A 22,085-nucleotide genomic window follows, 5' to 3' on the forward strand; every position below is an offset into this window, starting at 1 on the left:
AGGTCCCGGGCCCCCGGAACCTGCCGGGCCCCGGCGCCGGACGTCCGGGGCCCGGACCGGGACCCGGGACGCCGCCCCCGGCCGCCGCAGCGGATTCCGCATGCCCGCCGCCGTCTCGAAAAACCGGGTGAAATCGACCAGACGGACACTTAACCAGGCGGACACAGATCGTTCGTGATCACGCAACACCCCTGCGTCACAGTGGCATGCATGACTGAACGCAACCAGGCCCCCGCACACCGCCACCACCGCCACCACTGGCGCCGCGACCTCGTCGAACTGGCCGCGCTGTTCTGCGCCGTGGCGGTCGCCGACGGCATCGCCAATCTCGTCGCGCACGGCCCCCACGGCCCGGTCCTGCTGATCGCCTCGGCCGTCGCGCTCCTGGTCACCACGGCGTTCCACACCTGGTGGGCACGGCGCCACAGCCATGCACCGCCGCCGCCGAGCACAGCGCCCTCCGATCCGGCCCCCGGCACGACCGCCGCCGCGTCCGCGTCCGCATCGGGTTCCGCGTCGGAGAGCGCCACCGCCGCCACGACCGCCCTGTGGCGGATGCGGACGACCGTACGGGACGAGCCCGGCAGCCTGGCCGCGATCTGCAGCGCGCTCGCCCACCACGGCGTGGACATCCTGACGCTCCAGACCCACCCGCTCCCCGAGGGCGGCACCGTCGACGAGTTCCTGCTCCGCTCGCCGCAGCAGCTGGCCTCCCCCGACCTCTCCCGCGCCATCGCCGGGGCCGGCGGCCACAGCACCTGGATCGAACGCGCCGACGCGCACGACCTGGTCGACACCCCGACCCGGGTCCTGGGCCTGGCCACCCGCACCGCCCTGGACGCCGCCGAGCTGCCCCTCGCCCTGCGCCAGCTGCTCGGCCGCTGCACCATCCACTCGATCCCGGCCACCACCCTCTCCGGCCGCCCCAACGCGGGCGCCGACGCCCCGGTCGAGGGCGTCCTGGAGACGACGGTGATGCGGCTGCGCGACCCCTCGGGCGGCGCCATCACCGTGGAGCGCCCCTACCTGCCCTTCACCCCGACCGAGTTCGCCCGCGCCCGCGCCCTCGTAGAGCTCGACGCCCGGCTCGGCCCGCGCGTGCCGCGCAGCCAGGACGTGCTGACCCTGCCCGAGGGCAACGAGATCACTGTCCGCCGCGCCGACGGCTCCGACCTGGCCGCCGCTCGCGCGATGCACGACCGCTGCTCCGAGCGCACCCTGGGCCTGCGCTACCACGGGCCCGTCGCCGATGCCGACCGCTACCTCGGCCACCTGCTGAGCCCCCGTTTCGGCCGTACGCTCGCCGCCACCACCGCGTCCGGCAAGCTCGTCGCCCTCGGCCACCTGTTGTGGGACGGGGACGAGACCGAGGTCGCGCTCCTGATCGAGGACGACTGGCAGCGCCGCGGGATCGGCTCCGAACTGCTGGGCCGCCTGATCGCGATGGCCGTGGAGGCCGGCTGTGACAGCGTGTACGCCGTCACCCAGTCCTCCAACACCGGCATGGTCGCCGCCATGCGCGGCCTCGGCCTCCCCCTCGACTACCAGATCGAGGAGGGCACCCTGGTGATCACGGCCCGGCTGGACGCGACGCCGGTCGTCTCCCGGGTCCCGTACGAACTCCCGCACGCGCAGCAGCCGTACGGCCGGCAGCACCCGCGCTGAACCCGGCTACCCGGCCCACGGGATCGCGCCGCACGGCGTGGACCCGCGCCCGGACGCACGTCCTCGACCGCACGGGAGCGGAACCAGGCTCCGCCGCTCCCGTGCACGTCAGGAGGCTGAAAGCGAACGGTGATGACGCGGAGCCGTCCCTCGTACGAAGATGGCCGCATGTCAGAGACCCTTCGCAGCGACAGTGCCTCCCGGCTGCCCCGCCAGGTCGCCGACGCATACGTCGACGACCTCATTGCCATCGATCCGATCGCGGGCACCTATCTCGGTGTCGCCGCGTGCTCCAGCCGGCTCCCGGACTTCTCGCCCGCCGGCCGTGCGGCCGCCGCCGACCTGTCCCGTTCCACCCTCGCCCGCCTCGACGCAGCCGAGCGGCTGCCCGGCGCCGACAGCGACGCCGAGCGCCGCTGCGGCCGCCTGCTGCGCGAGCGCCTCAACGCCGAACTCGCGGTGTACGAGGCGGACGAGGACCTGCGGACCGTCAGCAACATCCACTCGCCCGCGCACGCCGTCCGCGACGTCTTCACCCTGACCCCTTCCGAGACGGACGAGGACTGGGCCGCGATCGCCGAGCGGCTGCGCGCGGTCCCCGCCGCCCTCGCCGGCTACCGCGAGAGCCTCGGACTCGGCCTGGAACGCGGCCTGTACGGGGGTCCGCGCGCCACCGCCACCTTCATAGACCAGCTCACCACCTGGGCGGGCGAGGACGGCGACGGCACGGAGGGCGACGGCGCGGACTTCTTCGGCGAACTCGCGTCCCGCGGCCCGGAGGCGCTGCGCGCCGGGCTGGAGGAGGCGGCCGCCGGAGCCACCGCGGCCGTCGCGGGACTGCGCGACTGGATGCGCGACGTGTACGCCCCCGCCGTCGCGGACGCGCCGGACCCGGTCGGCCGCGAGCGCTACGCCCGCTGGTCGCGGTACTTCAACGGCACGGACCTGGACTTGGACGAGGCGTACGCCTACGGCTGGTCGGAGTACCACCGGCTGCTCGCCGAGATGAACGCCGAGGCCGCCAAGATCCTGCCGGGCGCGGGTCCTTGGGAGGCGCTGGCCCACCTCGACGAGCACGGCACCCACATCGAGGGCGTCGACGAGGTCCAGGCCTGGCTCCAGGGCATCATGGACGAGGCCATCGAGAACCTCGACGGCACCCACTTCGAGCTCGCCGAACGCGTGAAGCGGGTGGAGTCCATGATCGCCCCGCCGGGCGGCGCGGCTGCCCCGTACTACACGAACCCCTCGGAGGACTTCTCCCGCCCGGGGCGCACCTGGCTGCCGACCATGGGCCAGACCCGTTTCCCGGTGTACGACCTGGTCTCCACCTGGTACCACGAGGGCGTTCCGGGCCACCACCTGCAGCTCGCGCAGTGGGCGCACGTCGCGGACCAGCTCTCCCGCTACCAGGCCAGCGTCGGCCTCGTCAGCGCCAACGTCGAGGGCTGGGCGCTCTACGCGGAGCGTCTGATGGACGAACTGGGGTACCTCAAGGACGCCGAGCAGCGCCTCGGGTACCTGGACTGCCAGATGATGCGCGCCGCGCGCGTCATCGTGGACATCGGCATGCACCTGGGTCTGGACATCCCGGCGGACTCGCCGTTCCACCCGGGCGAGCGCTGGACGGTGGCGCTGGCGCAGGAGTTCTTCGGCCTGCACAGCGGCCGCCCCGCGGACTTCATCGAGAGCGAGGTGACCCGCTACCTGTCGATGCCGGGGCAGGCGATCGGCTACAAGCTGGGCGAGCGGGCCTGGCTGCTCGGGCGGGACAACGCCCGCGCCGCGCACGGCGACTCCTTCGACCTGAAGGCGTGGCACATGGCGGCGCTGTCGCAGGGCTCGCTGGGCCTGGACGACCTGGTGGACGAGCTGTCGAAGCTCTGACCGACGGCGGTCGCGCGTACGGGCGGCCCGCTCCCCTGCGAGGGAGGGGGCCGCCCGTACGGCGTTCCGTCGCGAAACCGGACCGTCAGCAGCCGCAGTCGTCGGAGTCGGTCGGCGCGGTCAGCGGGTCCGCCTCGGCGCGCTGCCGGCCGCCCTGCCAGGTCTCGACCTCGAAGCCCTCGCGGATCCAGTACTCGATGCCGCCGAGCATCTCCTTGACCTGGAAGCCGAGCTGGGCCAGGGCGAGCGCGGAGCGGGCGCCCCCGTTGCAGCCGGGGCCCCAGCAGTACGTGACCACGGGAAGGCCCTTGTCGAGGAGCCGCTCGGCCTGCTCGGGGACGAGGGCCGTCGGCAGGTGGACCGCACCCGGCACGTGGGCCTGGTCCCAGGCCGGGGTGGAGCGGGAGTCGACCAGCTGGAAGCCGAGCTCGGCGCCCTGCTCTCGGTGGGCCTTGAAGGCGGCGGCGACGTCGGACACGTCCGCGTGGAAGGCGAGGCTCGCGGCGAAGTAGGCGGCGGCAGCGGCCGGGGCGGCCGGAGGCACCCGGAGCACCGGGTTGGCGGCGGGAGCAGGGGCGGGGGCGGCGGGAGCGGGGGCGGGGGCGGCCGGGCCGGCGCTGTTCTGTGTCGTCGTCATGGCTCTGAATCTACGAGCCGCCGATGATCCCGGGAAGTGGCTTTCCCCGGCCTTCCCCTTGTTCGGCCGGGGATTCCCCTGCTACACCTGCCTCATGACCGACTATTCCCCCGACGCCACCGACTGGCGCATTCTGGCGGCCCTCCAAGAGGACGGCCGGGCCAGCTTCGCCGATCTCGCGCGCGCCGTCTCGATGTCCGCGAGCGCGGTCACCGAGCGGGTGCGCCGCCTGGAGGAGGCGGGCGTGATCACCGGGTACACCGCGGTGGTGGACGCGGAGAAGTTGGGCAAGTCCATCCTGGCGCTGGTCCGGCTGCGCTATCCGCACGGCAACTACAAGCCGTTTCGCGACCTGCTGGAGGCGACCCCGGAGATCCTGGAGGCCCACCACGTCACGGGGGACGACTGCTTCGTGCTCAAGGTCGCCACCCGCTCAATGAGCCATCTGGAGGAGGTGGCGGGCCGGATCGCCGGCCTCGGCTCCGTCACCACCAGCATCGTCTACTCCTCACCCCTGTCGAGGCGTCCGCTCGGTCCCTGAGGACCGCGCTCAGTCCGTGAGGGACGCGGTCCGGTGGCGGACCACCGAGCCGCCGCGCTGTTTGACGATCTCCAACTGGGCCTGGACGCGGGTCCGCAGGTCGGCGACGTGGCTCACGATGCCGACGCTGCGGTCCCGTTCGCGCAGCGAGTCCAGTACGTCGAGCACCTCGTCGAGCGCCTGGTCGTCGAGGCTGCCGAAGCCCTCGTCGATGAACAGGGTGTCCAGGCGCATGCCGCCCGCCTCGTCGGTGACCACGTCGGCCAGGCCGAGGGCCAGGGCGAGCGAGGCGAAGAAGGTCTCGCCGCCCGACAGCGTGGCCGTGTCCCGCTCGCTGCCGGTCCAGGCGTCCACCACGTGCAGCCCGAGACCCGAACGCCCGCGTCCGCTCGCCTTGGCGTCGGAGTGGACGAGCGTGTAGCGGCCGCCGGACATCCGCAGCAGCCGTACCGTCGCGGCGGCCGCCACCTGCTCCAGGCGGGCTGCCAGGACGTACGCCTCCAGCCGCATCTTGCGCTCGTTGTCGGCGGAGGTGCCCGCCGTGAGCCCGGCCAGCCGGGCCACCCGGTCGTACGCCTCGCGCAGCGGGCCGAGCGCGCGCAGCTCCTGCTCCGCCTGCCGGGAGAGCCGGTCCAGCTCCGTGCAGCGCACCCGGGCCGCGTCCACGGCGGACGCTGCCACGCGATGCTTCGCCGCGGCCCGGGCTTCGTACGCCTCGGCGGCATCCGGCGCGGCCGGGGGCCGCGTCGCGGCCAGGGCGGTGTCGGTCTCGCCGAGGCGGTCCGCCAGCATGGCCTCCTCCGCCTGCCAGGCGTCCAGCCTCCTTTGGAGCGCGGTGCGTTCGTAGTCCGGGAGGACCGCGTCGGCGGCGGCTTCGACGGTGTCGAAGCCGGCCTTGAAGGCGGCGTCGGCGAGCTGGGCGTCGGCCTCCTTGAGCCGGGCGGCGGTGTCCTCGGCCCGCCGCAGCGCCGCGGCGGCCCCGGTGACCATCCGGACCCGGTCCTCCAGGGTCCGGGCGCGGGCCGCCACCGTGGGCGCGTCCCCCCGCACCAGGGCCAACTCGGCCTCCAGCGCGGCCTGCTCCTGGTCCAGGGCCTCCCGCCGGGAGGCCCGGCCGGCGGCCCGGCGCTCGGCGTCGAGCCGGTCGGAGCTGCGTAGGGCGTGCTCCCGCTCCGCGCCGGCCAGCCGCTCCCGGGCGGCGTGCAGCCCGGCCGCCGCGGCATGGGCGGCGGCGTGCCGGGAACTCAGGTCCGAGGTCAGCGCGAGGAGTTCCCCGGTGGTGGCCTCCCCGGCGGCCGCCGCGGCCTCGGCCCGCGCCTCCTGGACGGCGGCGAGTTTCCGCTCGACGGCGGCCCGGCGCTCCTCTGCCCGCTCGTAGCGGGCGTGGGCGGCGTCCTCGGCGGCCCGGTCCACGTGCCCGGGGGCCGGGCGCGCCGGAGCGGGGTGTTCCGCAGATCCGCACACGGTGCACGCCTCCCCCGCCACCAGCGCCTCGGCGAGCTCGGCGGCGATCCCGCGCAGCCGGGCCTCCTTGAGCTCCAGCCAGCCCTCCCGGGCGGCGGTCGACTCCTCGCGCACGGAGAGCAGTTCGCCCTCGGCGCGCTGCGCGTCGGCGTCCAGCGCATCGCGGCGCCGGGCGGCGTTCAGGTGCAGCCGGGCCGGCTCCAGCCGCCCCGCGAGCTGCTCGGCCAGCGTCGCGGCCTGCTGGGCGGAGTCCACCCGCTCGGCGAGCGCGGTCCGGGTGGCCTCCCAGCGGGCGAGCCAGTCTGCGGAGTCCCGCAGCTGTTCCTCGGCGTCGCGGGCCTCCCGCTCCAGGGTGGCCCGTTCGCGGCCGATCTCGGCGCTGCGCTGCTCGGAGCGCTGGGCTGCGGCGAGCGCACCGAGGTCCCCGCGCAGCCGCTGTTCGACGGCGGACAGCTGTTCGGTGCCCGCCTCGGCGAGGGCCGGCGGGAGCTGCGCGCGGGCGGCGGCCTCCGCGTGGGCGGCGGCCAGGTGGGCCGCCGACGCGGCTCCGCGCAGTTCCAGGGCGGGGGCCACCAGGGCGCCCCGCCGGGCCCGGTCCAGCAGGGCGCGGACCCGCTCGCGCTCGGGCTCCGCCTCGGCGAGCAGGGCGGTGCGGCGGGCCGTCTCGGCGTGCCGGCGCTGGAGCCGGTCGAGCTCCCGCGCCTCCTCCGCGGCCCGCCGGGCGGCGGCGTGGCGGCCCTCTACGGCGGCCAGCGCGTACTCGGCGACCGTCAGCCGCTCCCGTGCGGCGCAGCGGGCGACGGCGGCCCAGGCCCGGACGGCCCCGGCCAGCCCGGGATCGCCCGGCTGGTGCCCGGGCAGCGGCCAGGCCCTCAGGTCGGCGCTGTCCCCGGCTGCCTGGGCGAGCCGCTGGGCCGTGCCGAGCACCCTCTCGTCGCCGGCGCGGACCTTGGCCTCGGCGGCCCGGCGGCGCTCGGCGAGCAGCGCCTCGACGGCGGCGAAGCGGCGGGTGTCGAAGAGCCGGCCCAGCAGCCGGCCCCGCGCCGCCTCGTCCGCCCGCAGGAACTTGGCGAATTCGCCCTGCGGCAACAACACGACCTGGCAGAACTGCTCGCGGCTCATGCCGAGCAGCTGCTCGATCTCCTCGCCGATCTCCTGATGGGACCGGCTGAGCGCCTGCCAGCGTTCCCCGTCGTACTCGCGCAGCCAGCTCTGCGCCTTGTCCTTGGTGGTGCCGGTGCCGCGCTTCTTGGGCCGGTCCTGCTCGGGGCGCCGGGTGATCTCCAGGCGGCGCCCGCCCGCGGTGAGTTCGAGGGTGACCTCGGTGGGGGTGCCGGCGTCGGCGTGGTCGCTGCGCAGGCTGGTGCCGGGGGCCTGGCGGGGGCCGGGCACCGATCCGTAGAGGGCGTAGCAGACGGCGTCGAGGACGGAGGTCTTGCCCGCGCCGGTGGGGCCGTGGAGCAGGAAGATCCCGGCGCCGGAGAGCGCGTCGAAGTCGATCTCCTGGGGTTCGGCGAAGGGACCGAAGGCGGTGATCCTGAGCCGGTGCAGCCTCATCGGCGGGTCTCCTGCCGGCTGTCGTCGGCCCGTACGTCCTCGAAGGCGCCCTGGAGCACGGCGCGTTCGGCCTCGTCCGCGCCCCCGCCGCGCACGTGGGCGACGAAGTCCTCGGCGATCTCCTGGTCGCTGCGGCCCTTGAGGCGCTGGGCGTAGGAGGCCCCGCCGGACTCCTCGCGGCCCTCGGGGTCGAAGGCGAGGCTGAGGGTGTGCGGGAAGCGGGCGGCGAGCCGGGCCATGGGGTCCTCGGGCCGGACCGGGTCCGTGAGGGTGGCCTCGATCCAGGAGTCCTCGTACGCGTCGTACGCGGCCTCCGCCAGCAGCGTGTCGAGCCGTCCCCGGAGCCGCGCCAGGGGACGTGGCACGGGGGTGTCGACGCGCTCGGCGGTGATCTCCCCGGCCGGGCCGAGGTCGACCAGCCACATGGTCTTGCGGTGGTCGGCCTCGGAGAAGGAGTAGGCGAGCGGGGAACCGGAGTAGCGGACCCGTTCGTTGATCGTCTGGCAGCCGTGGAGGTGGCCGAGGGCCGCGTAGTCCACCCCGTCGAAGACGGAGGCGGGCACGGCCTCGACTCCGCCGACGGCGATGTCGCGCTCGCTGTCGCTGGCCAGCCCGCCGGTGACGAAGGCGTGGGCGAGGACGACGGAGCGGGTGCCGGGGGCGCGCGCGGCGAGGTCGGCCCGGACCAGGTCCATGGCCGCGCCCAGCACGGCCTCGTGGCTCACCCTTCCCGCGCCGAACCGGTCCTTCACCAGGGCGGGCTCCAGGTACGGCAGTCCGTACAGCGCCACCTCCCCGTGTGCGTCGGCCAGCACCACGGGGTCGGCGCAGCCCTCGGGGTCGGTCCGCAGGTGGATCCCGGCCCGGCCGATCAGCCCGGCGCCGACGCCGAGGCGGCGGGCGGAGTCGTGGTTGCCGGAGATCATCACGGTGGGCACGCCGAGGTCGGCGAGCCGGTGCAGCGCCCGGTCGTACAGCTCGACGGCGGGCAGCGGGGGCACGGCCCGGTCGTAGACGTCGCCGGCGACGAGGACGGCGTCGACCTCGTGCTCGCGGACGGTGTCGACGAGGTGGTCGATGAAGGCGGCCTGGGCGCCGAGCAGGTTCACGCGGTGGAAGGACCGGCCGAGATGCCAGTCGGAGGTGTGCAGGAGCCTCACTCGCCGGCCCCGCCGGACGTCTCGCCGCACATGTTTCTTCCGTCCCCCTGGTCGTCCCGGTCGTCTCCCGCTCGCTGAGCCCCTCTACGCTAACGCGTCACCGGGGCCCCCGAGCCACGTCCTCAGGACGCGTACGTCTCCCCGCCGAGGGTGAGGGTGGCGCTGCCCGCCGTACTGTCGGCGAGCCAGGCCTCGAAGGCGGGCAGGTCCGCCTCGGGCAGGGCGACCTCGATCTCGACGGCCGCCCCGTAGCGCAGGTCCACCACGGTGCGGCCGGTGGAGCGCAGGTCGTTCTGGGTCTTGCCGGCCCGCTGGTGGTCCACGGTGACGGTGGCCAGCCGGTAGCGGCGGCGGGTGAGGGTGCCGAGCTCGTCGAGGGCCTCGCCGACGACGCCGCCGTAGGCCCGGATCAGGCCGCCGGCGCCGAGCTTCACGCCGCCGTAGTAGCGGGTGACCACGGCCACCGCGTACCGGATGTCGCGGCGCATCAGCATCTGGAGCATGGGCACCCCGGCGGTGCCGCCGGGCTCCCCGTCGTCGCTGGCCTTCTGGACGGAGGCGTCGGCGCCGATGACGTAGGCGAAGCAGTTGTGCGTGGCGGTGGGGTGCTGCTTGCGGACGCGCGCGATGAACTCCTGCGCCTCCTGCTCCGTCGCGGCGGGCGCGAGCGAACAGAGGAAGCGCGAGCGGTTGATCTCCGACTCGTGCACGCCCTCGCGGGCCACCGTCACGTACTGGTCTGACTTCACCGCTCCACCCTACGGGGAATCGGACATGCGTCCTTTCGGTTGATCACGGATGCGGGCCGGAGTGCCGGACCGCATCCGGAAGGCGACAGGAGGCGGCACCCGTGTACGGCGACCCGGCAACCATCCGCAAGATCCTCACCGAGCTCGGCGACACCTGGGCCGTGGTGGGCCTGTCCAACAACCGGGACCGGGCGGCCTACGGGGTGGCCCGCACGCTCCAGCGGTTCGGCAAGCGGGTCGTCCCCGTGCACCCGAAGGCGGAGACGGTGCACGGCGAGCAGGGGTACGCGTCGCTCGCGCAGATCCCGTTCAAGGTGGACGTGGTGGACGTCTTCGTGAACAGCCACCTGGCGGGGGCCGTCGCCGACGAGGCCGTGGCCGCTGGGGCGGACGCCGTCTGGTTCCAGCTCGACGTGATCGACGAGGCCGCCTACGCCCGTACCCGCGAGGCCGGCCTGGACATGGTGATGGACCGCTGCCCCGCCATCGAGATCCCGGCCCTCTGACCGACCCGTCCGCGGTGGCACGGTGCGGCTGAACTACCGTGCGGGGTGTTCCGCACCGCACTCCCCCGTTCACTGCACCGTACTGCGAGGCCCCGTCATGACCGCCCTCTTTGCCCTGGCCACAGCCCTGCTGTGGGGTCTCGCAGACTTCGGCGGCGGGCTGCTGACCCGCCGGCTGCCGGCGCTCACGGTGGTCGTGGTCTCGCAGGTCCTCGCCGTCGTCGCGCTCGGCGCGGTGGTGCTGGGTACGGGCGCCTGGCGGGAGGCCGGGCCGCAGCTGTGGTTCGCGGTCGCCGCGGGCCTGGTCGGGCCGGTCGCCATGCTCAGCTTCTACAAGGCGCTGGCGCTCGGGCCGATGGGCGTGGTCTCGCCGCTCGGCTCGCTCGGGGTGGTCGTGCCCGTCGCGGCCGGGCTGGCGCTGGGCGAGCGGCCCGGGCCCGGCCAGTTCGCCGGGATCGCCGTGGCCGTCGTGGGCATCGTCCTCGCGGGCGGCCCGGAGCTGCGCGGCGCGCCGGTACAGCGCCAGGCGGTCGTGCTGACGCTGACGGCGGCCTTCGGGTTCGGTGCGGTGATGGCCCTGATCGCGCACGCGTCGAGCAGCGTCACCGGACTCTTCCTCGCCCTGTTCGTCCAGCGGGTGACCAACGTGGCCGCGGGCGGCGCGGCCCTGTGGGCCCGGACCCGGCGCGGAGCCCCGGCCCTGCCCGCGGGTACGGGCCGGCGGATCCTGTGGGGGCTGCTGCCCGCCCTGGCCTTCGTCGGCCTGGCCGACGTCGCGGCGAACGGCACGTACTCCGTGGCCGCCCAGCACGGACCGGTGACCGTGGCCGCCGTGCTGTCCTCGCTCTACCCGGTGATCACCGCGCTCGCCGCCTTCGTCGTCCTCAAGGAGCGGCTCCGGACGGTCCAGGCGGCCGGCGCCGGGCTGGCCCTCGCCGGAACGGTTCTGCTCGCCGCCGGCTAGGTGTACCGGCCCGCGGCCGTGGGACGACGCCACGGGTCGATACGGCTAGGCCGGGTCCGCCGAGGGCTGCTCGGCCTCCGCCAGCAGGGCCACCGCGCGCAGCTGCTCCGGTGTCACCCCTTCCGGGATCGGCACCGGCGCCGGGGTCCGCAGCGGCGGCTGCCAGCCCGTCTCCGGCTGCCACCGGCGGACGATCCTCGCGGGGGCCCCGGCCACCACCGCGTGGTCCGGCACCTCGCCCCGTACGACGGCCCCCGCGGCCACCACCACGTTGCGGCCCAGCCGCGCCCCCGGCAGGATCACCGCGCCCGTGCCGAGCCAGCAGCCCGGGCCCACCTCCACCGGTGCGCTGCGCGGCCACTGCTTGCCGACGGGCTCGTGCGGATCGTCGTAACTGTGGTTCGTGGAGGTGATGTACACCCCTGGGCCGCAGAAGGTGTCGTCCCCGATGGTGATCCGGGTGTCGGCTATGACGTGGGTGTCCCGGCCGAGCACCACTCCGTTGCCGAGGACCAGCACCGGCTCGGTCCCGAGGTCGAGCCCCGGCATCATCCCGGCGGTCAGCGTGACCTGCTCCCCGATGATGCAGTGGTCGCCCAAGCGGATCCACGGCTCCCCGAAGACCGTGCCCTGGGGGAAGGCCAGGCGGGTGCCGTGCCCGATCGCGCCGAAGCGCAGCCGACCGGGTGTCTGCGCGGTGACCGCACCGGCCTGCTGCATCCAGCGCCAGCCGGCGTGCACCGCGCGGTTGGCGAGCCTGCGGCGCAGGGCGGTCAGCGCGGTCAGGGCCGTCAGCGATGAGAACGTGTTCTGGTTCTTCGGCACCGGGTCACCGTAACGTGCCGAGCACCCGGTGCGCGCCGTGATCTTCACCCCATCGCCGGTCGGACCGGGGCCGTGCCCTACCGTGCCGGTAGCGCGACACGCAGGGCACTCCAGCACACAGGACTGAGGAAGAGAACATGACGTATCACGCGGACCGGGGCCAGGCTCTCGTCGCGGGCGTGGGCGGCAAGAGCCCGCAGATCGACCCCACGGCCTTCACCGCGCCGACCTCGGTCGTGGTGGGCGACGTCACGATGGCCCCGCATTCGAGCATCTGGTACTCGGCCGTTCTGCGCGCCGACTGCGGCCCGATCTCGCTCGGCGCGGACAGCAACGTGCAGGACAACTGCACCCTGCACGTCGACCCCGGCTTCCCGGTCTCGATCGGCGAGCGCGTCTCCATCGGCCACAACGCGGTGGTGCACGGCTGCACCGTCGAGGACGACTGCCTCATCGGCATGGGCGCCACCGTCCTCAACGGCGCGGTGATCGGCGCCGGCTCGCTGGTCGCCGCGCAGGCGCTGGTCCCGCAGGGCATGGTGGTCCCGCCCGGCTCGCTGGTCGCCGGCGTGCCGGCCAAGGTGCGGCGCGAGCTGACCGACGAGGAGCGCGAGGGCATCAAGGTCAACGCCCTGATGTACGCGGACCTGGCCGAGCAGCACCGCGCCGCCGTCCAGCCCCCGCAGTAGCCGTCCGCACCTGCCCGCGCGCCGCGGCCGGCTACTCGGCCGCGGCGGCCGCCGTCTCCGTCTCGGTTTCGGCCTCGGCCGCCTTCTTCATCCGGCTGCGCAGTACCAGTGTCACCGTGAGGCCGATCACCAGGGCCAGCACCAGCGCGACCCAGGAGAAGCCCTTGAGCCAGGGCTCCGCGACGATGCCGATGGTGTAGATGACGGCCGTGGTGCCGCCCGCCCAGAGGATCCCGCCGAGGATGTTCGCGACGAGGAACCGCCAGTACGGCATGTGCAGGACACCCGCCAGCGGGCCGGCGAAGATCCGCAGCAGGGCCACGAACCTCCCGAAGAAGACGGCCCACATGCCCCACTTCTCGAAGGCGCGCTCCGCCTGGGCCACGTGCTGCGGCCCGAAGTGCTTGGGGAAGCGCCGGCCGAGGCGCTCCAGCAGCGGCTTGCCGCCCCTGCGCCCGATCGCGTAGCCGATCGAGTCGCCGACGATCGCCCCGGTGGAGGCGCAGATCCCCAGCACCACGGGGTCGATCTCGCCGTGCTGCGAGGCCAGCAGCGCCGAGCTGACCAGGATGATCTCTCCCGGCAGCGGGATGCCGAGGCTCTCCAGCCCGATGACCAGACCCACCAGGAGATAGATGCTGACCGCCGGAATCGTCTCCAGCCATTCCTGGATGTGCACCGGTACGTCCTCCCGAATCGCGGGGGCGCGTCCCCTGTGACACGCCGAACGGGCAGCCTATCTGCTCTTGACCACAGCCTTTCCCCGCAGGTGGAGTTCGCGGGAGGAACGGCCCGCGAACACTTCACGACGGCCTGAACCGAGCACCCAGGCATGCGCCTCCGGGTCCCAGGAGGACAGGGCGCGGGCATCGACGTCGAGGACCACCCGCTGTGCCTCGCCGGGTGCCAGCGCGAGCCGCCGATAGCCGGCCAGCGCGCGCACCGGCTGGTCGAGCTTCAGGTCCGCGGAGGGGCCGACGTACACCTGCGCCACCTCGGTGCCCCTGCGGCGCCCGGTGTTGCGGACGGTGAACTCCACCCGCAGGCCGCCGCGCTCCGGTCGGACGCTCAGGTTCTCGTACTCCCAGGTCGTGTACGAGAGCCCGTGCCCGAACGGGAACAGCGGGGCCACCCGCTGCGCGTCGTACCAGCGGTGGCCGACGTGGACGCCCTCGCCGTACTCCTGCCGCCCGCCCACCCCCGGGTAGCGCAGCGCGTCCCCGCCTACCGGGGTCGCCTGCTCGTCGGCGGGGAAGGTCTGGGTGAGCCGGCCGCCCGGGTCCACGTCCCCGAAGAGGAGGTCGGCGGTGGCTCCGGCGCCCTCCTGGCCCGGGTAGTACATCTGGAGGACCGCTCCGGTACGGGAGAGCCACGGCATCGTCGTACTGGAGGAGGTGTTGAGCACGACCGTGGTGCGGGGGTTCACGGCGGTGACCGCCTCGATCAGCCGTGGTTGCCCGCCGGGCAGCCCCAGCGAGTCCCGGTCGGTGCCCTCGGTGGCGTCTTCGTAGGCGAACAGCACGACGCTGTGCGCCTGCTCGGCGGCTTTCACGGCCTCCGCGATATCGGCGGCGCGGGTCGCGTTCGTGGTGTGCCGCAGCCGGAACCGCTGGCCCTCGTCCCCGCCCTCGGCGAAGACGGAGAGCCGGTGGGTGCCGGCGGTGAGGGCGAGGGTGCGGCGGCGGACGGCGAGCCCGTCGGGGGCCGCGCCGAGCAGTCCGCCGGCGAACTGCTCGGCCACGCCCTGCCGGACGGGGAAGAGCTCCTCGCCGTCGAGGCGCACGCCGGGCCGCTTCCCGGTGTAGTGGACGAGCAGCGTCCACTCGTCGTCCGCGGCGAGCGTGAACTCGCCCTCGTGGCTCCAGCTCCGCCCGGCCCCGACGCGCCGGTCGGCCAGGTCGGCGGCCGGGGTCAGCAGCTTCGCCGGAAGCGGGCGGCCGTACAGGTCCTCGCCGAGCGCGTAGCGCACCGTGCTGCCGGTTCCGGCGCGCCGCCTGATGGCGTCGAGCGGAGCGGGCGCCTGGTCGGGGACCACGTGTGCGCTGCCCCCGCCGCTGACGAAGGGCAGCTGCCCGGTGGGCCCGATCACGGCGATCGAGCGGGCCGCGGCGCCGGTCAGCGGCAGGGTGGCGTGCTCGTTGCGCAGCAGCACCGCGCCCGCGGCGGCGACCCGGCGGGCGACCCGGGCCCCGGCGGCGGCGTCGCGCGCGGGCCGGGCCGGGGGGTGCGCCGCGAGCAGCCCGAACCGGTCCATGGTGACCAGGATCCTGCGCACCGCGAGGTCCACGGCGTCCTCGTGGACGGAGCCCCCGCGCACCGCCTGCAGGAGCGGGGCACCGAAGTGGGTGCCGCCGGGCATCTCCATGTCGAGGCCGGCGCCGATGGCGGCGACGGTGCTGTGGGCCGCGTTCCAGTCGGACATCACCCAGCCGCCGAACCCCCAGCGCCCGCGCAGCAGTTCGTCGAGCAGGGCCTTGCTCTCGCAGGCGTACGTGCCGTTGACCTTGTTGTACGCGCCCATCACCGCACCGGCCCCGGCGGCGACGGCGGCCTCGAAGCCGCGCAGCTCCGTCTCGTGCAGGGTCTGTTCGGCGGCGACGGCGTCGACGGTGTCGCGGCCCTGCTCCTGGTTGTTCAGGGCGAAGTGCTTGACGGTGGCGATCAGCCCCTCGTCCTGGATGCCGCGGACCACGGCCGCGACGAGGTCCGCGGTCAGCCGGGGGTCCTCGGCGAAGGTCTCGAAGTTCCGCCCGGCGTAGGGGGTGCGGATCAGGTTGGCCATCGGCGAGAGGAGCACGTCCTGGCCGAGCGCCCGGCCCTCGCGGCCGATGACCCTCCCGTACTCGCGGGCCAGCGCCGGATCGAAGGCCGAGGCGAGCATGACGGGGGCGGGCAGTGCGGTGGCGGGCCTGGCGACCCGCACCCCGGCCGGCCCGTCGGCGAGCCGCAGCGCCGGGATGCCGAGGCGCGGTACGCCGGGGACGTACCCGGCCTGGCCGAGCGGGGCGGGGTCCGGGCCGCCGTGCAGCAGGGCGGTCTTCTCCGCGAGGGTGAGTCGCTCCAGCAGGGCGTCGATACGGGCCGCGCTGCCGGGCCGGGCGGCGGCTCCGGTCGCGGCGGCGGATGCCGGGGCCTTGCGGGGGCCCGTGCCGGCGGGCGGCACCGCGGCCACGCAGCCGCCCGCCCCCAGGGCGGCGCCCACCGCTCCGAGCAGCCCGATCGCGCGGCGTCTGGACAAGGCCTCGCTCATCGGCGCTCCCTGCGGCTGCGGCTCGGGTCGGCGGGAGCGGCCCGCGCCGGACCGCTCCCGCCGACCACTGTGCTCCGCCGCCCCGCCGGGGTCCGCCGGACGCGCCACCGCCGGCCCGAGTTTCAGCCCTGCGGCGGCGGCCGCGGCGCGGGCCGCCGCGTACCGCGGCCGGGGTACGGCGGCCGGTTACGCGTTCGGGCGCAGGGTCCAGACGACCGTCATCTCCCCGGTCACCGCCTCGTCCTCGCGCTGGATGGCAATGGTGACGGGGAACTCGGGGCGGCCGCCCGCGTCGAGTTCGGCGATGACCTCGGCGGCCGGGCGGCCGAGGGTGGCGGTGGCCGTCACGACGCCCTTGGCGAGCTTCTTGTAGCCGATCTCGGCCTTGACGGCGAGGGGCACGGCGCGCGAGAGCTGGTCGCCGAAGGCGGCCAGGACGATGGCGCCGCTCGCGGACTCGGCGAGGGTGAACATTGCACCGGCGTGCGGGCCGCCCACGTGGTTGTGGTAGTCGGGCTGGTCCGGCAGCCGGACGACCGCACGCTCGGGGGTGGTCTCCAGGAACTGGAGGTTCAGGGTCCGGGCCATCGGCACGGTCGCGGCGAGCAGTTCGCCCACGTTCATCTGATCTGCGCTCATGGGAGGCGATGTTACCCGCGAGTAGACACCCTGGCCAGACCTTCACACGGGGCGGGCGTGCCCCCGACACCCACTCCCACTATCGTTACCGGCCATGTGGCCAGGACAGCAGCAGCCGCCCGGGGGACAGCAGAACCCTCAGGACGCGCATCAGAACCCGTACCAGCAGCAGGGGCAGCCGGGACAGCAGCCGAACCCCTACCAGCAGCAGCCCGGCTACGGATACCCGCAGGCCGGCTACCAGACCCCGCCCCCGGTCCAGCCGTGGGGCCAGCCCACGCAGGCCGTGCAGCCGCCGCAGAGCGGCGGGAGCCCCTTCTCGACGAAGACGGTGGCCATCGTCGCGGCGGCCGCGGTGGTCGTGGTGGCCGCCGGCACCGGCGCGTTCGTCCTGACCCGGGACGACAAGAAGGACGACGTGGCCGACGGCAAGCCCGCCGCGTCCTCCTCGGCGCCGGCCACTGCCCAGGCCCCGGCCTCGCCCGGCGCCAACCCGCGCGCAGGCGGTGACGTCAAGCCGGTGATCCCCGGCTGGAAGGTCGTCCTCAACCCCAAGTACGGCACCGCCTTCGACGTCCCGCCGGAGTGGAACGTCGCGAGCGCCGGCGTCATCTCGGGCTTCGAGGACGCGAGCAAGAACGACGGCATGCCGCTCACCACCTTCTCCGCGCCGGCCTTCCTCAAGGAGGACTGGTGCAAGGTCGACTCCAACAAGGACGGCCGCGAGGAGTCGACCGGGCTCGCCGGGACCGGGACCAAGGGCGGCCAGGGCGCCAAGGACACCGCCGAGGCGGTGAAGAACGAGGCCGGCAACTGGGCTTTCGCCGCGTACGCGCAGAAGGCGCCCAAGGGCACCGTGAAGGTCTCGGAGCCGAAGGAGTACACCACCTCCTCCGGCCTCAAGGGCCACATGGCGACCGCCACGGCGATCGGCGTGCCCAAGGCGGACAAGTGCACCACCGACGGCAAGTCCATCGCCTTCAGCTTCAAGACCGCCAACGGTGACTTCTCCAGCTGGATCCTCTACAGCGTCGCCGGCGTCCCGGGCGAGGTCCCCCAGGAGACGATGGACAAGGTCCTCAGCTCGGTGCGCCTGAACGGCACCGCCAGCAACGGCTGACCCACCCGCCGACCCCTTCGGCACCTTTCGTCCCACCCCGCGCCCCGGGCCCTAATCCGTTTGGATTATGGGTCCGGGGCGTGGATAGTCCGGGGGTGAGCTCTCCCCCCACCACCCCGTCCCGTACGACCGCAGACCGCCGCAGGCTCCCCTGGGCGGGCCGCAACTACACCCTGCTCACGGGCGCCGCGGTCGTGACGAACCTGGGCAGCCACGGCGCGCTCATCGCCTCGGCCTTCGCCGTCCTGGAGGCCGGCGGCTCCGGCGGCGACGTCGGCCTGGTGGCGGCGGCCCGTACGCTCCCGCTCGTCCTCTTCCTGCTCATAGGCGGCGCGCTCGCCGACCGGCTGCCGCGCCACCACGTGATGGTCGCGGCCAACGCCCTCAACTGCGTCTCGCAGGCGGCCTTCGCCGTCCTCGTCCTGACCGGGCACCCACAGCTGTGGCAGATGATGCTGCTCACCGCGCTCTGCGGCACGGGCCAGGCCTTCTTCAACCCTGCCGCCGAGGGCATGCTGCTCTCCAGCGTCTCCGGCGAGCACGCCAACCGCGCCTTCGCCCTCTTCCGGATGGCGATGAACGGCGCCGGCATCGGCGGGGCCGCCCTCGGCGGAGCCATGATCGCCGCGATCGGCCCCGGCTGGGTCCTGGCCGTGGACGCCGCCGCGTTCGCGATCGCCGGAGCCATGCGCGCCTTCCTCGACGTCAGCCGCGTCTCCGGCCGGGCTCCCGGCGGCGGGCTGCTGGCGGACCTGAGGGAGGGCTGGGTGGAGTTCCGGACCCGGCCCTGGCTGTGGAGCATCGTGCTCCAGTTCTCCGTGGTCGTCGCCGTCGTCGGCGCCGCGGAGGCGGTGTACGGGCCCCTGGTCGCCCGGGACCGACTGGGCGGACCGGCCCCGTGGGGCCTGGCTCTGGGCTTCTTCGGCATCGGCACCATCGCCGGGGCCGTCCTGATGATGGTGTGGAAGCCGCGCCGGCTGCTGCTGGTCGGCACCCTGTGCGTGTTCCCGCTGGCGCTGCCCTCGGCAGGCCTGGCGGTCCCGCTGCCGGTCTGGGGCCTGTGCACGGTGATGTTCGTCAGCGGGGCCGCCATCGAGGTGTTCGGCGTGAACTGGATGACGACCATGCACCAGGAGATCCCGGAGGAGAAGTTCTCCCGCGTCTCGGCGTACGACTGGTTCGGCTCGGTGTCGATGCTCCCGCTGGCGACGGCCGTGGCCGGCCCGGTCGAGTCGGCCTTCGGCCGCACCTCCGCCCTGTGGGGCTGCGCCGCGCTGGTCGTACTGGGCACCGCCGCGGTCCTCTTCGTCCCGGACGTACGCCGCCTGACCCGCAAGCCCGCTCCTGCGAAGGCCGCCGCGGTGCCGGCCGCCACCGCCCCCGGCCCGGCGGAGGCGCCCGCCGGCGTCAGCCCAGGCTGAACGCGCCCTCCGGCGGCTCCGGCGAAGCGACCGCGTCCGCGTCCGCCACCGGCACCGCCCCCTTCATGAACCGGGCCAGGGCCGCGCCCTCCTCGACCCGCGCCGCGAACGCGTCCGCGGCGCACCGCCGGGACAGGGCGGCCACCGGCAGCTCCGCGTCCGAGGCGAGCAGTACGGCGTTCCCGAACCGCCGCCCGCGCAGCACCCCCGGCTCCGCGACGAGCGCGAGCTCCGCGAACACCGCGCCGAAATTGGCGAGCTGGGCCCGCAGGAACTCGAACGGCGCCCCGTCTGCCAGGTTCGCCGCGTACACCCCGCCCGGCCGCAGCACCCGCGCCGCCTCCCGCGCGTACTCCACGGAGGTCAGCTGCGCCGGTACGCGCGAGCCGCCGAACACGTCGGCGACGAGTACGTCCGCGCTGTCCGCGGCCGCGCCCTCCAGCCAGGCCCGCGCATCGGCGGCGTGCACCGTGACGCCCGACCCGGCGGGCAGCGGCAGGTGCTCGGCGACCAGCTCCACCAGTGGGGCGTCGAACTCCACGACCTCCTGCCGGGAGCCCGGCCTGGTCCGTGCCGCGTAGCGGGGCAGCGTCAGCGCGCCGCCGCCGAGGTGCAGCAGGTCCAGCGCGGCGCCGGGCTCCGCGACGCAGTCCAGGACGTGCGCGAGCCGCCGTACGTACTCGAACTCCAGGTGCCCGGGATCGTCGAGGTCCACGTACGACTGCGGCGCGCCGTCGACGGTCAGCAGCCAGGCCCGCTCCCGGTCCACGTCCGGCATCAGTTTGGCGGTGCCCTGGCCCACGTCCCGGATGACCGGGATCTGTTCGTCGCTCACCGCACCATTGTCCGGCAGGCGGCAGGCGGCAGGTCAGCCAGCCCAGACGGCAGCAGCCTCGGCGGCGTGCTCCGCGGCCTGCGCGAGCCCGGCCCGCGCCGCCGGGTCCCGCCGCGCCGGGTCCAGGACGTTGCGCCCGAACGCCTTGCGGGCCTGCGCGGACGGGGTGATGAGCAGCACCCTCGCCCCCGCCTCGCGCAGCCGGGCCGCCTGGGCGGCCGGCGAGGGGACCAGCCCGGATCCGAGGGCCATCGGCGCGAGGATCACCACCCGCGCGCACCCGGAAGCCAGGTCGGCGTTGGTCGCCGACCGGATCCCGCCGTCGATGAACCGGCGCCCGCCGACCGTGGCCGGCGGCCACACCCCGGGCACCGCGCAGCTCGCCGACACCGCGTCGACCAGCCCGGCCCCGCTCTCGCGGTCGAAGGCGGCGAGCTCGCCGGTGAGCGCGTCGACGGCGGTGACGACGAGCCTGCGCTCGGGCCACGCGTGCGAGACGAGCCGGGCGGCCAGCACCTTGCGCCGCTCGGCCTCCTCACCGGTGTCGGCCGCCAGCGCGAGGGCGCCGACCCGTCTGCGGTAGCTCTCCGCATCCCGCGAGCGCACCATCGCGACGGCGTACCGGGCGATGAGCCCCGTACCGAGCCGGGCGACGACCTCGCCGTCGGGGTCGCCGAGCTGGCGCTCGTACAGCTCGCGCGGGGTGAGCAGCCCGGACGTGAGCTGTGCGCCCACCACCGAGCCGGCCGAGGTGCCGACGACGAGGTCGGCGGCGGTCAGGTCCACGCCCGCCTGCGCGAGCCCGTACAGGATCCCCGTCTCCCAGCCGATGCCGGTGAGTCCTCCGCCGCCCAGCACCAGTGCCGTATCGCCGCTCATCCCGGCCCGCCCCTCTCCGTACGCCCGTGGTGACGGCAGTCTGGCGCAACCGGACCGCCGCCACCACGGTGGGGTCGGCGCCGCGGGCGGCGCCTCAGTCGAGCACGGCCGTGACCGTGCCCGCGCCGACGGTCCGGCCGCCCTCCCGGATCGCGAAGCCGAGCCCCGACTCCAGCGGTACGTCCCGTCCGAGCTCGACGGTCATCGCGACCGTCTCCCCCGGCCGGGCCGCGCCGGCCGCGCCCAGGTCCACGTCCCCCACCACGTCGGCGGTGCGGATGTAGAACTGCGGCCGGTACCCGGTCGCCACCGGGGTCGTCCGCCCGCCCTCCCGCGCGGAGAGCACGTACACCTGCGCGGTGAAGCGGCGCCTCGGTACGACGCTCCCGGGCGCGGCGACCACCTGCCCTCGGCGCACGCCGTCCCGCGGCACCCCGCGCAGCAGCAGCGCGACGTTGTCCCCGGCCTCGGCGGACTCCATCGGCTTCCCGAAGGTCTCCAGGCCGGTCACCACGGTCTCGACGGGCTCGCCGTCGCCGCCGAGGATGCTCACGCGGTCGCCCGTGCGGACGCCGCCGCGCTCGACGGCACCGGTCACGACCGTCCCGCGCCCGGTGATGGTCAGCACGTTCTCCACCGGCAGCAGGAACGGCGCGTCCGTGTACCGCACCGGCATCGGCACGTACGTGTCCACGGCGTCGAGCAGCGCCTCGATCGCCGCGGTCCAGCGCGGGTCGCCCTCCAGCGCGCCGAGTCCGGAGACCCGTACCACCGGAGCGCCGTCCCCGCCGTAGCCGTTGGCGGTGAGCAGCTCGCGGACCTCCAGCTCGACCAGGTCGGTGAGCTCGGGGTCACCGGCGTCGGCCTTGTTGAGCGCGACGACGATGTGGTCGACGCCGACTTGCCGGGCGAGGAGCACGTGCTCGGCGGTCTGCGGCATGACCCCGTCGAGCGCCGAGACGACGAGGATCGCCCCGTCGAGCTGGGCGGCGCCGGTGACCATGTTCTTGACGTAGTCGGCGTGCCCGGGCATGTCCACGTGGGCGTAGTGCCGGGTGTCGGTCTCGTACTCGACGTGCGTGAGGTTGATGGTGATGCCGCGCCGGGCCTCCTCGGGGGCCCGGTCGATGCGGTCGAACGGCACGAAGGAGGCACCGCCGCGCTCGGCGAGGACCTTGGTGATGGCGGCGGTGAGGGTGGTCTTGCCGTGGTCGACGTGACCCATGGTGCCGATGTTCAGGTGCGGCTTGGTGCGCACGAAGGCCGTCTTGGCCATGATGTCTTCCCGAATGCTTCC

General features: G+C 74.6%; 19 protein-coding genes. 8 read left to right on the plus strand and 11 right to left on the minus strand.

Translation table 11 applies throughout. The annotated features are described in order from the left end of the window. Nucleotides 1-210: 210 nt before the first annotated feature. On the plus strand, nucleotides 211-1,665 hold the full coding sequence (locus tag ACIBAD_RS02660; RefSeq protein WP_398903884.1) for a GNAT family N-acetyltransferase: 1,455 nt from the start codon (nucleotides 211-213) through the stop codon (nucleotides 1,663-1,665). A 168-nt stretch (nucleotides 1,666-1,833) separates the two neighbouring features. Then, complete coding sequence (locus ACIBAD_RS02665) at nucleotides 1,834-3,552, plus strand: DUF885 domain-containing protein (protein ID WP_398903886.1); 1,719 nt, start codon at nucleotides 1,834-1,836, stop codon at nucleotides 3,550-3,552. Nucleotides 3,553-3,637: 85 nt separating this feature from the next. Here ACIBAD_RS02665 and ACIBAD_RS02670 read toward each other — a convergent pair whose 3' ends face one another. Continuing rightward, the gene (locus tag ACIBAD_RS02670; protein ID WP_134068323.1) at nucleotides 3,638-4,189 is read right to left on the minus strand and encodes a rhodanese-like domain-containing protein; all 552 of its coding nucleotides are present in this window, start codon (nucleotides 4,187-4,189) and stop codon (nucleotides 3,638-3,640) included. A gap of 94 nt (nucleotides 4,190-4,283) precedes the next feature. On the opposite strand from ACIBAD_RS02670, the gene ACIBAD_RS02675 reads away from it, so the two are divergent. Next, the gene (locus ACIBAD_RS02675; protein WP_398903888.1) at nucleotides 4,284-4,730 is read left to right on the plus strand and encodes an Lrp/AsnC family transcriptional regulator; all 447 of its coding nucleotides are present in this window, start codon (nucleotides 4,284-4,286) and stop codon (nucleotides 4,728-4,730) included. A gap of 9 nt (nucleotides 4,731-4,739) precedes the next feature. On the opposite strand, the gene ACIBAD_RS02680 is transcribed toward ACIBAD_RS02675, so the two are convergent. From ACIBAD_RS02680 to ACIBAD_RS02690, 3 genes are all read right to left on the minus strand, one after another. Continuing rightward, the gene (locus tag ACIBAD_RS02680; RefSeq protein WP_398903890.1) at nucleotides 4,740-7,751 is read right to left on the minus strand and encodes an AAA family ATPase; all 3,012 of its coding nucleotides are present in this window, start codon (nucleotides 7,749-7,751) and stop codon (nucleotides 4,740-4,742) included. Further along, entirely contained in the window at nucleotides 7,748-8,911 is a 1,164-nt protein-coding gene (locus tag ACIBAD_RS02685) for an exonuclease SbcCD subunit D (protein WP_134068326.1), read from the minus strand. The genes ACIBAD_RS02680 and ACIBAD_RS02685 overlap by 4 nt, the downstream gene beginning before the upstream one ends. A 122-nt stretch (nucleotides 8,912-9,033) precedes the next feature. After that, nucleotides 9,034-9,660 carry a YigZ family protein gene (locus ACIBAD_RS02690; protein WP_134068327.1) on the minus strand — a complete coding sequence of 209 codons (627 nt, stop codon included), beginning with the start codon at nucleotides 9,658-9,660 and terminating at the stop codon, nucleotides 9,034-9,036. A 101-nt stretch (nucleotides 9,661-9,761) separates the two neighbouring features. Between ACIBAD_RS02690 and ACIBAD_RS02695 the strand changes: the two genes are divergently transcribed. Both ACIBAD_RS02695 and ACIBAD_RS02700 read left to right on the plus strand, forming a co-directional pair. Continuing rightward, nucleotides 9,762-10,166 (plus strand): CoA-binding protein, encoded by a 405-nt coding sequence (locus ACIBAD_RS02695; RefSeq protein WP_134068328.1) that lies wholly within the window; start codon nucleotides 9,762-9,764, stop codon nucleotides 10,164-10,166. A 97-nt stretch (nucleotides 10,167-10,263) separates the two neighbouring features. Then, nucleotides 10,264-11,130 (plus strand): EamA family transporter, encoded by an 867-nt coding sequence (locus tag ACIBAD_RS02700; protein ID WP_398903893.1) that lies wholly within the window; start codon nucleotides 10,264-10,266, stop codon nucleotides 11,128-11,130. Nucleotides 11,131-11,175: 45 nt separating this feature from the next. On the opposite strand, the gene ACIBAD_RS02705 is transcribed toward ACIBAD_RS02700, so the two are convergent. Continuing rightward, nucleotides 11,176-11,955 (minus strand): acyltransferase, encoded by a 780-nt coding sequence (locus ACIBAD_RS02705; protein ID WP_208328892.1) that lies wholly within the window; start codon nucleotides 11,953-11,955, stop codon nucleotides 11,176-11,178. A 137-nt stretch (nucleotides 11,956-12,092) separates the two neighbouring features. Here ACIBAD_RS02705 and ACIBAD_RS02710 point away from each other — a divergent pair, with 137 nt between their 5' ends. Next, entirely contained in the window at nucleotides 12,093-12,644 is a 552-nt protein-coding gene (locus ACIBAD_RS02710; RefSeq protein ID WP_134068330.1) for a gamma carbonic anhydrase family protein, read from the plus strand. A gap of 31 nt (nucleotides 12,645-12,675) precedes the next feature. On the opposite strand, the gene ACIBAD_RS02715 is transcribed toward ACIBAD_RS02710, so the two are convergent. The 3 genes from ACIBAD_RS02715 to ACIBAD_RS02725 form a co-directional block, all read right to left on the minus strand. Next, entirely contained in the window at nucleotides 12,676-13,323 is a 648-nt protein-coding gene (locus ACIBAD_RS02715) for a DedA family protein (protein WP_398903896.1), read from the minus strand. A 57-nt stretch (nucleotides 13,324-13,380) separates the two neighbouring features. Continuing rightward, entirely contained in the window at nucleotides 13,381-15,894 is a 2,514-nt protein-coding gene (locus ACIBAD_RS02720) for a beta-glucosidase (RefSeq protein ID WP_398903898.1), read from the minus strand. A 186-nt stretch (nucleotides 15,895-16,080) separates the two neighbouring features. Beyond that, the gene (locus ACIBAD_RS02725) at nucleotides 16,081-16,533 is read right to left on the minus strand and encodes a DUF4442 domain-containing protein (RefSeq protein ID WP_181382609.1); all 453 of its coding nucleotides are present in this window, start codon (nucleotides 16,531-16,533) and stop codon (nucleotides 16,081-16,083) included. Nucleotides 16,534-16,627: 94 nt separating this feature from the next. Here ACIBAD_RS02725 and ACIBAD_RS02730 point away from each other — a divergent pair, with 94 nt between their 5' ends. Together ACIBAD_RS02730 and ACIBAD_RS02735 are read left to right on the plus strand one after the other, a co-directional pair. Next, nucleotides 16,628-17,653 (plus strand): hypothetical protein, encoded by a 1,026-nt coding sequence (locus tag ACIBAD_RS02730; RefSeq protein ID WP_398903901.1) that lies wholly within the window; start codon nucleotides 16,628-16,630, stop codon nucleotides 17,651-17,653. Between the two features lie 95 nt (nucleotides 17,654-17,748). Then, nucleotides 17,749-19,074 (plus strand): MFS transporter, encoded by a 1,326-nt coding sequence (locus ACIBAD_RS02735; protein ID WP_134068334.1) that lies wholly within the window; start codon nucleotides 17,749-17,751, stop codon nucleotides 19,072-19,074. On the opposite strand, the gene ACIBAD_RS02740 is transcribed toward ACIBAD_RS02735, so the two are convergent. The 3 genes from ACIBAD_RS02740 to tuf all read right to left on the minus strand — a co-directional run bounded on the left by ACIBAD_RS02740 (nucleotide 19,061) and on the right by tuf (nucleotide 22,064). After that, a complete protein-coding gene (locus tag ACIBAD_RS02740; protein WP_134074122.1) occupies nucleotides 19,061-19,852 on the minus strand; it encodes a fused MFS/spermidine synthase in 792 nt (263 codons plus the stop codon). The genes ACIBAD_RS02735 and ACIBAD_RS02740 overlap by 14 nt on opposite strands. A 90-nt stretch (nucleotides 19,853-19,942) precedes the next feature. Next, nucleotides 19,943-20,788 carry a patatin-like phospholipase family protein gene (locus ACIBAD_RS02745; protein WP_398903903.1) on the minus strand — a complete coding sequence of 282 codons (846 nt, stop codon included), beginning with the start codon at nucleotides 20,786-20,788 and terminating at the stop codon, nucleotides 19,943-19,945. 94 nt (nucleotides 20,789-20,882) lie between these two features. Next, a complete protein-coding gene (gene tuf, locus ACIBAD_RS02750; RefSeq protein ID WP_134068336.1) occupies nucleotides 20,883-22,064 on the minus strand; it encodes an elongation factor Tu in 1,182 nt (393 codons plus the stop codon). Nucleotides 22,065-22,085 lie beyond the last annotated feature (21 nt).

Origin of the sequence: Streptomyces sp. NPDC051109, assembly GCF_044455885.1 — a bacterium.
In the GTDB taxonomy this organism is placed as follows: domain Bacteria; phylum Actinomycetota; class Actinomycetes; order Streptomycetales; family Streptomycetaceae; genus Streptomyces.